General features: G+C 49.7%; 15 protein-coding genes. 4 read left to right on the plus strand and 11 right to left on the minus strand.

All coding sequences use genetic code 11. From position 1 onward, the window contains the following. Positions 1-54 precede the first annotated feature (54 nt). Entirely contained in the window at positions 55-528 is a 474-nt protein-coding gene (locus tag ACUUHJ_RS19485; protein ID WP_472299669.1) for an SRPBCC family protein, read from the plus strand. 87 nt (positions 529-615) lie between these two features. Here the strand turns inward: ACUUHJ_RS19485 and ACUUHJ_RS19490 are convergent, their stop codons facing one another. Continuing rightward, complete coding sequence (locus ACUUHJ_RS19490; RefSeq protein ID WP_472299670.1) at positions 616-2,214, minus strand: amidohydrolase; 1,599 nt, start codon at positions 2,212-2,214, stop codon at positions 616-618. A 223-nt stretch (positions 2,215-2,437) separates the two neighbouring features. Here ACUUHJ_RS19490 and ACUUHJ_RS19495 point away from each other — a divergent pair, with 223 nt between their 5' ends. Continuing rightward, positions 2,438-3,748, plus strand: coding sequence for an MFS transporter (locus ACUUHJ_RS19495; RefSeq protein ID WP_472299671.1), 1,311 nt, complete (start codon positions 2,438-2,440; stop codon positions 3,746-3,748). Positions 3,749-3,922: 174 nt separating this feature from the next. Here the strand turns inward: ACUUHJ_RS19495 and ACUUHJ_RS19500 are convergent, their stop codons facing one another. From ACUUHJ_RS19500 to ACUUHJ_RS19520, 5 genes are all read right to left on the minus strand, one after another. After that, complete coding sequence (locus ACUUHJ_RS19500) at positions 3,923-4,210, minus strand: hypothetical protein (RefSeq protein WP_188068763.1); 288 nt, start codon at positions 4,208-4,210, stop codon at positions 3,923-3,925. Positions 4,211-4,491: 281 nt separating this feature from the next. Then, positions 4,492-4,842, minus strand: coding sequence for a YolD-like family protein (locus ACUUHJ_RS19505; protein WP_015891970.1), 351 nt, complete (start codon positions 4,840-4,842; stop codon positions 4,492-4,494). After that, positions 4,839-5,210 carry a YhjD family protein gene (locus ACUUHJ_RS19510; protein ID WP_472299672.1) on the minus strand — a complete coding sequence of 124 codons (372 nt, stop codon included), beginning with the start codon at positions 5,208-5,210 and terminating at the stop codon, positions 4,839-4,841. Before ACUUHJ_RS19510 ends, ACUUHJ_RS19505 begins: the two co-directional genes overlap by 4 nt. Next, a complete protein-coding gene (locus ACUUHJ_RS19515; protein ID WP_472299673.1) occupies positions 5,207-6,448 on the minus strand; it encodes a DNA polymerase IV in 1,242 nt (413 codons plus the stop codon). Before ACUUHJ_RS19515 ends, ACUUHJ_RS19510 begins: the two co-directional genes overlap by 4 nt. A gap of 172 nt (positions 6,449-6,620) precedes the next feature. Continuing rightward, complete coding sequence (locus ACUUHJ_RS19520; RefSeq protein ID WP_472299674.1) at positions 6,621-7,490, minus strand: AraC family transcriptional regulator; 870 nt, start codon at positions 7,488-7,490, stop codon at positions 6,621-6,623. A 120-nt stretch (positions 7,491-7,610) separates the two neighbouring features. On the opposite strand from ACUUHJ_RS19520, the gene ACUUHJ_RS19525 reads away from it, so the two are divergent. Both ACUUHJ_RS19525 and ACUUHJ_RS19530 read left to right on the plus strand, forming a co-directional pair. After that, entirely contained in the window at positions 7,611-7,973 is a 363-nt protein-coding gene (locus ACUUHJ_RS19525) for a VOC family protein (RefSeq protein ID WP_289673547.1), read from the plus strand. A gap of 19 nt (positions 7,974-7,992) precedes the next feature. Continuing rightward, positions 7,993-8,505, plus strand: coding sequence for a GNAT family N-acetyltransferase (locus tag ACUUHJ_RS19530; RefSeq protein ID WP_472299675.1), 513 nt, complete (start codon positions 7,993-7,995; stop codon positions 8,503-8,505). Here ACUUHJ_RS19530 and ACUUHJ_RS19535 read toward each other — a convergent pair. The 5 genes from ACUUHJ_RS19535 to ACUUHJ_RS19555 form a co-directional block, all read right to left on the minus strand. Next, positions 8,477-9,976 (minus strand): hypothetical protein, encoded by a 1,500-nt coding sequence (locus ACUUHJ_RS19535; protein ID WP_472301221.1) that lies wholly within the window; start codon positions 9,974-9,976, stop codon positions 8,477-8,479. The genes ACUUHJ_RS19530 and ACUUHJ_RS19535 overlap by 29 nt on opposite strands. Positions 9,977-10,130: 154 nt before the next feature. Then, positions 10,131-12,185 (minus strand): ATP-dependent DNA helicase RecG, encoded by a 2,055-nt coding sequence (recG, locus tag ACUUHJ_RS19540; RefSeq protein WP_472299676.1) that lies wholly within the window; start codon positions 12,183-12,185, stop codon positions 10,131-10,133. A 1-nt stretch (position 12,186) separates the two neighbouring features. After that, on the minus strand, positions 12,187-13,071 hold the full coding sequence (gene sdaAA / locus ACUUHJ_RS19545; protein ID WP_007728344.1) for an L-serine ammonia-lyase, iron-sulfur-dependent, subunit alpha: 885 nt from the start codon (positions 13,069-13,071) through the stop codon (positions 12,187-12,189). A 38-nt stretch (positions 13,072-13,109) separates the two neighbouring features. Next, positions 13,110-13,775 (minus strand): L-serine ammonia-lyase, iron-sulfur-dependent subunit beta, encoded by a 666-nt coding sequence (sdaAB, locus tag ACUUHJ_RS19550; protein WP_472299677.1) that lies wholly within the window; start codon positions 13,773-13,775, stop codon positions 13,110-13,112. 216 nt (positions 13,776-13,991) lie between these two features. Continuing rightward, complete coding sequence (locus ACUUHJ_RS19555; protein ID WP_289673551.1) at positions 13,992-14,483, minus strand: hypothetical protein; 492 nt, start codon at positions 14,481-14,483, stop codon at positions 13,992-13,994. Positions 14,484-14,525 lie beyond the last annotated feature (42 nt).

Raw genomic sequence — 14,525 nt, forward strand, 5'->3', positions numbered from 1 at the left:
AAAGAAATCCATCCCTGATTTATTTGCTATGATGGAAAATATGGAGGGATGGACATGAACCAAAACAGCGAATCAAACAAAATTGCAACGCAAGTAGGCGAGTGCGAGATTGTGATCATCCGCGTGTTGGATGCTCCACGCAATCTCGTGTTTGATGCTTGGACGAAAGAGGAGAACCTGTCGAAGTGGTGGGGGCCTCTGGGTTTTACGATGACTTCAGAGAAGTTTGATCTAAAACCGGGCGGTACATGGCAGTTTATCATGCACGGTCCTGATGGCGTTGATTTTCCCAACACCAACGTCTTTGTCGAGGTTGTTAATCTCGAGCGAATCGTCTTCAAGCATACTGTGTTTCCTCATTTTCAAGCGACAGCCATCTTTGAGGATCTGGATGGCAAGACCAACCTCACTTATCGCACCGTTTTTGAAGAAACTGCCGCAGTATTCGACAAGGTGAAAATATACGCCGTCCCAGGTGCCGAACAGGCCATGGATCGTCTTGAGGAGCATCTGGCCAGTATGTCTTAACAGTAGATCGTTCCATAAAACAGCGACAGCCCAGGACTTTCCTTTCTTGTCCTGGGCAGCCGCTGCTCTGATTTTCGGGTTATGTTTTCAAGATGTATAGCAAACTTTCCCGCCAATGATGGTCATCATGACCTTTGTCGAGAGCAGCTCGTCTGGATCGATGGTAAACAGGTCTTTGGAATAGACGGTCAGATCCGCATATTTTCCTCGAGACAGCGTGCCTTTGACATGGTCCTCGTTGGTCACCTGTGCACTGCCCAATGTAAACAGATGAATGGCTTCCTCCATCGTCAGTTTTTCTTGCGGGAAGTATCCATCGTGCGTGTCTCCCGGTGCTTTGCGCGTGACGGCTGCGTGTATCCCCAACAGCGGATCGATTGGTTCTACAGGTGTATCCGAGCCCGCGGCGCAAATGATTCCATAATCCATCATCGTTTTCCAGATGTACGAGTGTTGAATCCGCTCCTGTCCTACCCGATCCATTACCCACGGGAAGTCTCCTGCGAGAAAACGTGGTTGGATATCTGCGATCCGATGAGGATGCTTCAAGCGGTCCAGCAGGTCCGGCCGCAAGATTTGTGTGTGTATGAGGCGATCCCGATAGGCGACTGCCGGAAACTGATCCAAGCTGTCCAGCACCATTTCCAGTGCTTTGTCGCCAATGGTGTGTACGGCAATAGGCATCCCGAGTCCACGTGCTTGTCGAACCAGCTCTGTCAGCTCGCCTTGCTCATGCACAGGATAACCGCTGGTACTCGGATCATCAGCGTATGGGGCTGACAGGTAAGCCGTCCTGCGTCCTAATGCCCCATCTGCAAAAATTTTCACTGCACCGATTTGCACGTGAGCGTTGCCGTAACCTGCCGTCATTTTTAAGTCGCGCAGCTCATGCATATGCGGATAGTAGACAAGCAGGTTACTGCGCAGCGCAAGCTCTTCACCATTAATGAGCTCATCATAGAGCCGATACGTTTGCGCAAGTCCGCCCAATTCACGCAAATCCTCCGTATGTGCCCCTGTCAATCCATGCGCCATTGCATAGCGAATCGAGCTGCGCAGGCTTTGCTTCAACTGATCGTAGTCAGGTCTTGGAATATGCTTCGTAATCAGGTTGGAGGCCGTTTCCAACAACATGCCCGTTGGCTTTCCACTCACAGGATCATGTACAATGACTCCCCCCGCTGGCACCTCCATGTCACGATGATAGCCACATAGCTCCAATGCCTTGCTGTTGACCAAATTCGCATGTCCACATATTCGTGCCAGAAGAATCGGGCAATGTGGAGCAGCTTGATCAAGCTCTTCGATAGTAGGAATGCCGCCACCATCCGCGAATACATTCTCATCCCAGCCGTAGCCTTGTATCCACGTATTTTCTGGTGTGGCTTGTGCTTTTTCTTTCAAGAGAAACAGCATCTCGTCCTTAGAACGAGCTTTACTTAAATCCAACTGCAAAAAGGTGAGGCCGAGCCATCCCAAGTGCAGATGGCTGTCAATCAATCCCGGAGTGGCAGTATATCCTTGCAGATCTATGACGGTTGCATCACTACCTCCGTATTGAAGAAGCATGTCCGCATCGCTGCCCAAGTCATGCACAATTCCATCTCGAACGACTAATGCTTGTACGAACAAATGCCGGGAATCTCCTGTGTAAATGCGTCCATTTCTGAAAATGGTTGTCGTCATCTCGTGACCTCTTTTCTGTTCGCTTCTGTTATTTTTCGTATGCCTATCCCCTCTTAATTTGTTTGCTGCTAGTCTTTTTCCTCCTTGAAATGAAATAACGTTCAAAAAATTGCGACCTTCGCTTTTCCATTTGGGAAAACATGGTGTTTCCTCACTTCCCTGTTGAAAGCAGCAGCGGTAGGGCACGTTATGTTCATGTCCTATTTTTGCGCGGAGGGAACGTATGCAACAAAAAACAAAAAAACGCCTTCCATCCTTCCTTCAAATGCAGGAGTCCACTGGTCTGAAAATGTCGCGTCATGAGCCTTCTGTGCAAAAGCCATCCGGTCGGCTGGACAATCAAGCCAAGCTGCTGCTCCTGGTCAACGCTGTATTTATTGCCGCTGGCTCCCTTTCTGGCACGTTTGTAAACGTCTATTTGTGGAAGGTAAAAAGTCAATTTGCACCGATCGCTTGGTTTACTTTTGCCGCCCATCTTGCGGGTGCTCTGACCTTCTGGCTTGCGGGCTGGTATGTGAAGCGTCTGAACAAAATGAATGTCCTGCGTGCCGGAATGGCGGTTTCTGCCCTTTTTTATTTGCTCGTTCTTCTGGCAGGCCCCAAAGCTGTCTCTTATGCCGTACCGCTTGGGCTCGTTCAGGGTATAGCGAGTGGTTTTTTCTGGCTTTCGTTTAATGTGGTGTACTTCGAAATCACGAATGCCGATAACCGCGACCTTTTCAACGGTTGGGCAGGGTTGCTTGCTTCCATTGGCGGTATGCTCGCTCCATGGATATCTGGCTTACTCATTACGCGCCTTCCGGGCAACAGCGGCTACTCCCTAATTTTTGGGATCTCTCTTGCCCTATTTGTCGTCGGTGTGTTCATTAGCTTTTTTCTAAAAAAACGTCAATCGGAAGGGACGTATTCCTGGAGCTTTTCCTTACGTTGTTTGCGAGAGGAGCCCGAGTGGCGCTGGGCGGCAGGGGCTTTGGCTGGTCAAGGACTGCGTGAAGGTGTATTCGGCTTTGTGATCGGTCTACTCGTCTACATTTCCACGAGAAGCGAGATGACTCTCGGCAACTACTGGTTGACTACATCTGCCGTCGGACTTGTGAGCTACTTTCTGATCGCCAAATGGTTCGCTCCTCGCTATCGCAAGTGGGGAATGCTCACTGGCTCTGTCATCATGTGGGGGATTCTCTTCGTATTTTTTTGGCAGGTGAGCTTTACGACTCTGCTTATTTTTGGAATTGCGGTGTCCATCGCTTATCCGCTGTTTTCTGTGCCCATGCTCTCCACGATTTTTGATCTGATTGGCACGAACGAAGAGAGCGCACGCAATCGGGTCGAGTATGTCGTGCTCCGAGAGTTTGCTCTGGACGTTGGTCGGCTGGTGGGGATTTTGATCTTTCTGCTAGTAACGTCCTTGAGCGTCTCTCCTCTTACACTGAACTGGTTGATTCTGTGTATCGGAATCGGCCCACTCATCGCGTGGGTGTGCATGACTAAGCTATTCCGTCACGTCCCTTCGACTAAAAAAGCAGACAACTGAACGAAGTTTGCGCCCATACCTAAACAAAACCCGCTTTGGCTGACTTTCCTAGCGGGTTTTGTCACTGATACTGATGTCCACCTTTATGAAAAACATCGAGGCGTTTTTCACACAAAAAAACCTTTCCGACTTGGAAGCTTGCTCCTACAGGAAAGGTTGCGTTGTTTTTTTGGATTATGGTTGGACTACTTTTTCTTTTTCTTTCGCTTTCGTTACGATGTGGTGACCGAGCGGCAAGCCACGCTGCTCCAGCTCATTAGCTGTCACAATATGGAGCGTCTCACTTTTACACGGCATGGGCATCAATCCGCCCAATGGACTCATCACTCTTCCGATCGTGTCTGTCTCAATGAGCACGTACAGGCCTTTTTCCTCCAATTGTTGCATGAATTCTCCCCAACGCTTGGAAGTAATCTGATCGGCGTGCTTGGTGAATATGACACCCATTTCTTGTGCTAGCATGTAAAATCTCCTTTGTTCTATCCGTCAAATATATGCTTCAAAAGATAATCTAACAATACAGGGAAACCTCCCTTCTGGCAAAATCCGTGTAAGCCAAAAAAACACGAAAAACGGCTGTTTTTGACCGCTTTTCGTTTCAGGAATCTCACATCTTCCTCGCACACACCGTTTCAACGCGGCACGCTGTTTTTTGCCGCTTGCTTTTGAAAAAGAGGCCTATTTTTGCCGATTTCTTGAGTAATTCTCATGTCTTGCCCATCATGTACCTGCATTTCCTCGATTTAGAAGCTCGCTGCCAGCTCCACATGCAGCAGTCGGGCAAAAGGAACCCAGTGAATATCGGAGCCTGCCCGAAGCTTGAGGCGTCTCGCCGCTTGATCAATATGGATAATGTGGGCAGACAGACGTCGCGGCTCTCGCCCGTCATAATAGGTCAGCGTCAGGATGCTCTCTGTCTGGAACGCCTGCCATACCAGCTCGCTCAAGGCGCTGAGCTGCTCCTGATCCAGCTCGGGTGGTACATAGCGGCGCTCTTCTTCCTTGATGCGCAAATACATTTCCCGATGCTCAGGCAGCACAAACCGACTGGCCACGAATACATTTTCCTTTTTGGACACGCGTTTTTCCCTCATTGCTTGTTCTCTCCTCGCTGTTCATATCGGGTCCACAAATGGACGAGCTCCTGACACTCTGCCCGCAATACCTCAATCGTATAGATCGCTTCTCGCGCATACCCGCGTTGTCGATAGTGGACGACATACATATGTCCCTGACGTCGTGAACTGACGACTGTGCACCCTCTCTGCCGCAAGATGTGACGTAGCTGGTGATGCTGCCGCTCCGCCCACCGCGAGAGCTCATCGAACATCATCTGATAAGAAAACTTCAACGGCACAATCCGCATCTGCCCCAGATCGGCCATGACTGCCCGAAACAAAATGCCAAATAAAATATACTGGCGTATCAATTCCTGCTCGTCAGACACCATCGGCTCCGTCACTTGTAGTGTCCTCCGATCTTACGCGCGCGCTCTTTCGCCTGTCCCGCATCCAACACAGAGGCGGCGCGCAGGATGGCGTCCTGGCCGTATCGGCTCCGGATATCATCCATGGCTTGTGCCAACGAACGCCGCTTGTGATTGTCCGTAAACAGATTGAGTTGCACCACGTTGTCAGGGACAAGCTGCCCCAGATTGACCCCGATACTGCGGACGGGCGTTTCCTGCCAATGACGGTCAAACAGAAAGCAGGCCGCTTCGTACAAAGTCATGGCATCATTCGTCTGTTCCGTAAGCTTCATCTGCCGTCCAAAGCCCGTTCCAGCAGCCAAATCGGCCCCACGACAGCCCACAGACAGAACGGAGCCCATCAGCTCCTTTTTCCGCGCCCGACGGCACACTTCTTCGCACAGCTCTAAAAGCACCACTTTGATTTCCGCTGCTGTATGGTAATCCCGCGGCAACGTCATGTGATGACCGATCCCTTTTTGCGAATCATAGGAATCCAAAGCCACGGGTGAATCGTCGATTCCGTGAGCCGTGCGCCACAGCACTTCCCCGTTCACTCCCCAATGTCGGGTGAGGATGGCTGGCCTCATATCTGCAAGCTGCCCGATCTGATAGACGCCCATTCGATGAAAATGCCGCTTCATGCGTGAGCCTACTCCGAACAGCTTTTCAATCGGAAGCTTCCAAAGCGTATCCGCTAACGTTTCCCGCTTGAGCCAAAAAACGCCTTCTTCCCGTTTCTTGGCGAAATTATCGCAGGCCATCTTGGCCAGTACCTTGTTCTCTCCGATGCCTACCCGACAGTTGATTCCCGTCTCCATCCAAACGCGCTGCCGAATCTGTGCAGCCATCTGCAACGGATCACCAAACAGGTGGACGCTGCCTGTCACGTCGAGAAACTGCTCATCGATCGAGTACGGCTCCACCTTGTCAGTAAATGCCTCGAATATGCGAGTGATTTGCATGGAGATGCGAATGTACATCTCCATGCGCGGACGAACAACGACGAGCTGGCGACACTTCTGCTGCGCCTGCCACAGCGCTTCGGCCGCGACCACTCCGTATGACTTGGCAATCGGGCACGCTGCCAGCACGACTCCGCTACGCCGCTCTGGATCACCCGCGACGACAATCGGTTTGTTTCGCAGCTCTGGATTGGCCCCTTTCTCGATACTGGCATAAAAGCTCTGCATGTCGATCAAAAACACGATCCGCTTGTTCGCATTGGACACACGATCATCCCCTAAATAAGAACTTATGTTCTCTTGTTGCTTTGTTCTTATTATAGCAAACAAACGTTCGCTTTTATTCCTGTCTCGCGCAAAAAAAAGCTGGTAATTATTTCTTTCCAGATAAGCACACGTCGGTAGGTGTTCCGCAAACGAGAGCGAATCCAATAAGGGGTTACTTTTTCACGACAGGAATCCAAATTTCGCTTCGAAATGTTGGTGATGAAGTGTCTTTGTTTTCGTTCCACAAAATCTCAGGACCCTCAGCCTGTTCATAACCGGAGGATAAAAACCATTCCGAATAAATCCGGGCCCAGACATCTTGCAGCGTATCAGGAAAAGGACCCACTGCTTCGAAAACCGCCCAGGTGGAAGCAGGAACTTCAAGTACGGCCAGATTGTCTGGACAAGCTTTTGTAGTAGCTACGCCGATATAGTGATCGAGCTCGCCATATTCCAGCCGACCTTCTGAAAAGTTCGTGGATGCACTGATCAGTCCAAGTGGTTCGACATCGGATAGCGATTTTAGTTGCTGAATCATCTCCATATCTAATGAAGCCCACATAGCCGCAATCTCTGGATTGACTCCACGATAAATCAACGGAACTCTTTTTTTCAGACCCACAATGTGAAATGCCTCTTTTTCTTCCATACGGTAGTTCATGGCACTGCCTCCTTTAATGGATAGATGAAAGGTCATTCGCGGATAAGCCTTCAAGGAATGGCCGATGTGTCTGGCTTCTGTCGGAGTGACTCCATGCACATTCTGAAAGGCTCTGGCAAAGGAATCAGCCGATCCGTATCCGTATTTGATCGCAATGTCAATGACACGCTCGTTGCTGTCCGCAAGCTCAAAAGCTGCAAGCGTAATGCGTCGGCGCCGGATGTACTCGGATAGCGGAACACCAGCGAGAAAAGAAAACAGCCTTTTGAAGTGATACTCGGAGCAGCAAGCCACCCTGGCGATTTCTTTATAGTCAATCTCGCTTGTCAAATGGTCTTCGATGTAGTCCAGAGCCTCATTCAGCTTCACAAGCAAATCCATGGTAATGACCCCCCTTTCTCCCTTAGAATAGCAGATGCAAAATCGGGCGATCCGACATTTCGTGCACGATTATGACGGGTCGACCTTGTAAAAACGACTATGGAAAGGAGCTTCATCCCAATGACAACGACTTCCCCTCTACTCCCCCAAATCGGAGCTATTTTTGTAGCCGTCAGCGACATCGAGCGCGCACGCGACTGGTACTGCCGTCTCTTGGACATTCCCGCAGACGGTGAAATTATGTTCGGGCATATATACTGCATTCCTTTACAAAGCGGATTGACGCTCGTTCTGGATAGCAAAATCTTTCCGAAGCGCATCACAGATGATGCCCCCTTGTTTCATTTCAACACACAGGATATCGAAGCCTCTTATGCATTTCTCAAAGAGAGCGGAGTTGAAGTCGTCACTCCTATCCAGCATGGCCACTGGTTCAACTTCCGCGATCCCGACGGCAATCTGATCATGGTGAGCCAATGTTAAAGGAAAAGGAGATACACGCATGACCATCCACTTGCGCCGCACAACACCGGCAGACATTCCATTCGTATGCGAAGTAGAAAATGCGCCAGAGAATACCCCGTTCATTATTCCGTGGAGCGAAGAGCGGCACCACAACGCTCTTGGCGACCCGGACATCCTCCATATGATCGCCGAAAAAAAAGAAACAGGCCACCCCGTCGGCTACGTTATCATCGCCGGGCTGACCAATCCTCATCAAAGTATTGAGCTCATGCGTATTACAATCGCAGTGAAGGGAGAGGGCTACGGACGCAACATCCTGCGTCAGATCAAGCATTGGGCATTCATCGAACAAAAAGCCCATCGACTCTGGCTCGATGTAAAAGAAACGAACGACCGCGCCCGCAGCCTTTACCTATCGGAAGGGTTTCATATAGAGGGCATCTTGCGCGATTGCCTGAAATCGGGCGATACTTACGAATCCCTGATCATTTTATCGATGCTGGCAACGGAATATGACGCGCCTAAGGGGCAAATGCATCCGGAGTCGTGACATACAGCCATTTGCCGTCGTTGCTCGCTCCCAAAATCGATACACTTGCTGGCAGTCCCTTCACCAGCACTGCTTGTTGCTTACGATCGGCATCGAACAGGAAGAGCGACGACACAGACTCTGTTCCTTGCTCAGCTTTTTCCCAATCGATATAAACCAAATGGTGAGTGCCTGGAATCCATATCGCTTCTGGCTTCATTTCCATCAGTTTGACGTCGCCCTTAAACACCCCTGCATTCCAATACATTTGATAGGCGCCATCTGTCGACTGGATATAGCCAGACCAAGCTTCTTTGGGAACGGGTGGATTCCAGCTGATCACTTTGCCTGACTGCCAATCGTAGCGTTGACGAAGCTCTTCAAAGCTATCTTCCTCTGTTCTCATTTCAAACGTCGCGTAACGTCCATCATCCATAAAAAGAACGGGCTGGACTTGCCCATTCATCTCATCTGTTGGAACCCATCCTTTGATGACACCTGGGAGGCGCCGTTCTTTTCCAGTCGCCAAATCGTACACGACCAGATCGAGATCTTTTTTCTGTTCAGTCTTGCCTACTGCCATCAATACATGCTTGCGATCATGGCTAAAGCTGGCTCCATGTACGTATCCATCTACCTTGACACGAATGGCAAACTCGCTTTTCGGTACGTCTGTCCCTTTCGGTGGATGAGCAAAAAAGAAGCCGCGACGATCTGCCATGAAGTCGCCTGCACCACTATAATTGTCAGTGAGCTCCACTGGATAAGCAGTTAGCTCTTTTGTCTGTGTGTCATAAATCGAGTACAGCATGGGGAAACGGGCATCACACTCACAATATTCTGTAAATCGCTCCAGCAACACATACCGTTCCAGAGCGTCGATAAACTCCATGGGAGTCCTGACGGCAAAGTCCGTCATTTTTTCTTTCACCTTGCCATCGACTGAGACTCGCCAAATCTGCGCGGGAGCAAACACCACCGCCGAGAAATTGTTCGTATCTTCAAACACGGTTCCCTTTACCGTCTTCGCTCCTGCTACGTTTACAACATATTCCGTCCAGCTTCTGTCTTTAGCAAGCGTATCAGGAAGCGTAGCCAGCAATTGCAGTTGGCGATCGTGCACCCAGTGAAACGTAAAAATCGGCTCCACGAATCCCAAGTTCTCTTTTTTGGTCTCTTCCTGAGCATTTTTGCGGATAGCTGCTTCGACTGTTCCTCGGTTCACGGCTTCTTTAAAAAAGAGGGTGTACGCCTGTGGTACAGTTCCCACGACCGTTCTTCGAGGAGAGCGAAGCTGTGGAGCATCGTTTAGCTGTATAACCACGTCTTCTTTCATCGCCGCGTAGTCGTAAGGCAGTTCCTTTTGCTTCCATTCCTTTGTCGTTTGGCTGGTTGTATGGGATGGGCCAGTTTGAGCAATCCGACTGTCCGTGGAAGTTGCTTGCGCGAAGTCGGATCCTGTCAAAATAATCAATGCGAACACAATGGACATACTCATTCCCCGAATTTTTCGCAAAGACAAAAAACTCGCCTCGCTTCCTAGAAAAATTTACCTTACAGAGGATAGACGTCGAATGCCAGCTTAAGGTTTCACCCCCCAATAGAAAAAGCCTCCCCACACCTTGAAGTGGGAAGGCCTGCCTTTCTTAATCGAAGACGACACCGTCCAGTACGCCCTCATTCTTCAAATAGTCACGCAGCCAGTGATACTTTTCGTCCCGCCAGAAAGAATCCTCTGCTACCAGCTTGACAGTCTCCTGTCTCGCTACCTCCAGCGCTTTGTAATCACTTAATAAATCAGCGACTTTAAACTCTGGCAAGCCGCTCTGCTTGGTTCCGAAAAAATCACCCGGTCCGCGCAATTCCAAATCGCGCTGCGACAGCTCAAATCCATCCGTCGTCTCGCACATGACCCGCATCCGCTCTTTTCCGATCTCGGATTTCGGGTCGGCGATCAGCACACAATACGACTGTTCAGAGCCACGTCCTACGCGCCCACGCAATTGGTGAAGCTGAGCAAGACCAAACCGCTCCGCATCATAAATCACCATATAGGTGGCATTCGGAACATTCACACCGACCTCTACGACCGTTGTACTGACCAGGACAGCGTGCTCGGCGGCAAGGAAGGCTTGCATGACGGCATCCTTTTCCTTTGCTGGCAGTCGCCCATGCATCAAGCCTACGCCGAATTCAGGGAAAATGTGTGTGAGCTGAGCATGTACATCAATTGCATTTTGCACATCGAGCTTTTCGGATTCCTCAATAAGCGGACAAATAACGTAGGCCTGTCGTCCTTTGCGCAGCTCATCCCGCATTTGCTCCAGCACAGCCGGAAACTGATCATGCTTTTTCCATGTCGTCTCAATCGGTTTGCGCCCCGCAGGCATTTGATCAATCGTCGAGACGTCCATGTCGCCAAATGCCGTAATGGCCAGTGTTCTCGGAATTGGTGTCGCAGTCATAAACAAGACATCAGGCGACAAGCCTTTATTCCGTAAAATTCGCCGTTGCTCCACCCCAAACCGGTGCTGCTCGTCCGTAATCACGAGACCAAGACGGGAGAAAAACACATCCTCCTGAATGAGCGCATGGGTACCAACTACGACATCGATTAACCCCATTTGCAGAGAGCCGATGACTTCGCGTCTACGTTTCGCCGTCAGTGAGCCTGACAAGAGCGCGACCTGAATGCCGTAATCGGACAAGAGCTTCGTCAACGACTGCAGATGCTGCTCGGCGAGAATCTCTGTCGGTACCATCAGCGCTCCCTGATAACCTGCTTTCACCGCAGCAATCAGCGCAATGGCAGCTACGACGGTTTTCCCCGAGCCTACGTCCCCTTGCAGCAAACGATTCATCGCATGAGGTGCCCGCATGTCATCCAATATTTCTTTTACGACTCGTTTCTGGGCATCTGTTAACGGGAACGGTAAGCCTTTGACAAATTCCCGTACCTCTTCCATCGGAATCGCCAGTGCAACGCCTTCCGTTTGTTGCCGATTAATCTTGCGCAATGTTTGCATTTTCAATTGGAATAAGAAAAGTTCCTCAAACATAATCCGTCGCCGCGCTTGACGACCATCTTCCGCATTTTCAGGAAAATGAATCGAATGAAAGGCATGAATCCGCGGCATCAGTCGGTAGCGCTCCACGATATCCGCAGGAAGGATTTCAGGAATTTCCTTGCCGTACTGGCGCAACGCCAGTTGAATGGTTTTGCGCAGCAGTGTATGCGTCACATCGCCGCCAAGTGGATAGACAGGGGCGAGCTCGCCTCGTTTTGTCGCACGTTCGGAGTCTACCTCTGTCATTTCGCTCACAGTTATCTGCAGCTTGTGCTTGTCCCATTTTCCTGTGACGAGTATTTCCTTGCCTGGCGACAGCCTGCTTTTGACAAACGTCTGATTGAACCAGACAGCCGTCACTACGACACGGTCCATGACAACCTTGACGGACAATCGTGATTTTCTTTTTCCATAAAAACGAACAGAGGGTTCGCCGTACACCGTACCTGCCAGCGTGACCCTCTCTCCGTCTTTTACTTCTGTCAAATCGCGCACACGGTAATCTTCATAGCGAGACGGGAAATACTCCAGCAAATCACCAATGCTGTTGATTCCCAGTCCTGCAAATGCCTTCGCCCGCTCTTCCCCTACCCCGTGCAAAAGGGAGACGGGCGATTGATATGCACCAGCCATCTTACTTCTCCATCCGTACGCCGAACACTTTGGCTTCGATCATGCGGCCCGTTTGCGTAGCAGCAAGACCACCCTGTGCGGTTTCCTTCAGCGTAGTCGGCATGGCGCAGCCGATTCGGTACATGGCCTCGATGACTTCATCTGTCGGGATCACGCTCTTGATACCTGCCATTGCCATATCTGCGGCTACCGTCGCAATTGCTGCTCCCATCGCATTTCGTTTCACACATGGTACTTCAACCAGTCCGGCTACGGGGTCACAGACCAGACCGAGCATATTTTTCAATGCGATCGCCACTGCTTGGGCAGATTCCTCAGGCGTACCGCCAGCCATTTCTACAATCGCCGCAGCAGCCATAGCTGTTGCAGAGCCTACCTCTGCCTGGCAACCACCCGCAGCACCCGAAATAAACGCGTTATTGGCAATGCAATACCCGATAGCGCCTGCCGTGAACAAATAGTTGACCATTTCCTCACGGGTCGGCTGTAGCTTGTCAGATACGGCAAACAGCGTCCCTGGTACAATGCCGCATGCTCCTGCTGTAGGCGTTGCGACAATCGTGCCCATTGCTGCGTTTACTTCGTTAACCGCCACGGACATCGAGACAGCATTCAAAAGTGTAGGACCGGACAAAAATGTCTTGGTCTCCATATATGTTTGCAGCTTCTTCGCATCGCCGCCCGTCAATCCGCTATGCGAGCGAATATCTTCGGTAAGCCCGCGACGCACTGCTTTTTCCATCACATCGAGGTTGGCGTACATATCTTGCATAATGGCATCCCGACTGCGCTGGGAAACTTCCATTTCTGCTTCAATCATCACCTCGGAGATCTTCTTCCCCTGAGATTCGGCCAACTCCACTAGTTCAGCCACATTACGAAACATCTGGTTGTTCACTCCTCTAATCCTGCTCGTCCTTTTGCTTAGTTCAATGCGAGCAGGGATACCTCAAAGATATGGGGGATTTGACGAATTTCCTCCAGGACTTCCGGAGAGATCGTCGAATCTGTTTCGATTGCCATCAAAGCACGCGAGCCGCGTGTGTGTCGAGACACTTCCATGAGTCCCACATTAATGTTGTGCTGCGTCAGTACCTTTGCCACAGCCGCAATCATCCCAAAGCGATCTTCATGTAAAACCAAGAGCGTCGGTGTATCGAAGCCCAACTGAAAGGAAAACCCGTTCACTTCCAGCACTTCGATCTTCCCGCCACCAATGGAAACACCCACGATTTCGATCTGATGCTCATCATCAGACAACTTGATCCGCGCCGTGTTCGGGTGCTCTGTCAAAACATCAGAAGTGGACAACTCCACTTGCATGCCAGCTTTTTCTGCAATCACCAGCGAATTTTTTAGACGCAAATCCGACGTGTCAAAGTCAAGAATTCCTGCCACTGTCGCCACATCAGAACCATGTCCTTGATACGTTTTTGCAAATGAGCCGTAAAAAACAATTTCTGCTCGCAAAGGCATTCTGCCAAACAGCTTGCGAGCCACACGACCGATACGAGCTGCACCAGCCGTATGGGAGCTAGATGGCCCAACCATGATTGGACCGATAATATCAAATACGCTTTTGTACTTCAACCGGTTCTCCTCCTGAATCACAAGGGGTTCAACAAGATTCACTTTCATTGTATCCTACAGCCTTTGAAAGCGCTACAGAGGAAACTGTACGTAAGGCAATCATAATCGTTTTACGCAGACAACATGCGGACAAATCAGGATAAATGAAAAAACTCCCAGTGAAAAAAGAGATCCCACGACCAGCATGGTATACGTGCAAACTTCATAAATTTCATTTTATTTCTTTGGAAGTGAAGTTAGGAATACCTTTACGGGATCTGGTTCTTGGTCGAAATCTGCTTGAACATCATTTCCTTCGTTTGCTGTTTCTCCTATTGGAATTCCCTCATGATAAGGGAAGTGAATAAACTCGTTAATGATTGGTTCAAGCTCATCAAGGATTTCAATTTTTCCGCTAAAAGGGAGTCTTTCATGAATCTGAGAGATAAGATTAAATCTTAGTTGCGAAGCCTGCCAATCGAACCAAACATATAACAGCATTCCATGATCACTATTTGATTTTACAATTTGCTGTTGTCTATTCGCTATTACTGTATGAAAAAAGTTCATAAAATCAGAAACTGTGAACTGACTAGCTAACTGCATACTTAAAGAAATAGACCACATATTAGCAGAAATTTCTTTATTCAAATCATCTTTATGGCCCCCAATAAAAAGAGAGTCATACACAATATCCTCCAACTCAATAAGGAATTCATCCTTATTCACCAAAACCTCCCCCTTATTTTCAAGACTATGAAAAAAAGAAGC

This window comes from Brevibacillus schisleri, from assembly GCF_055685845.1.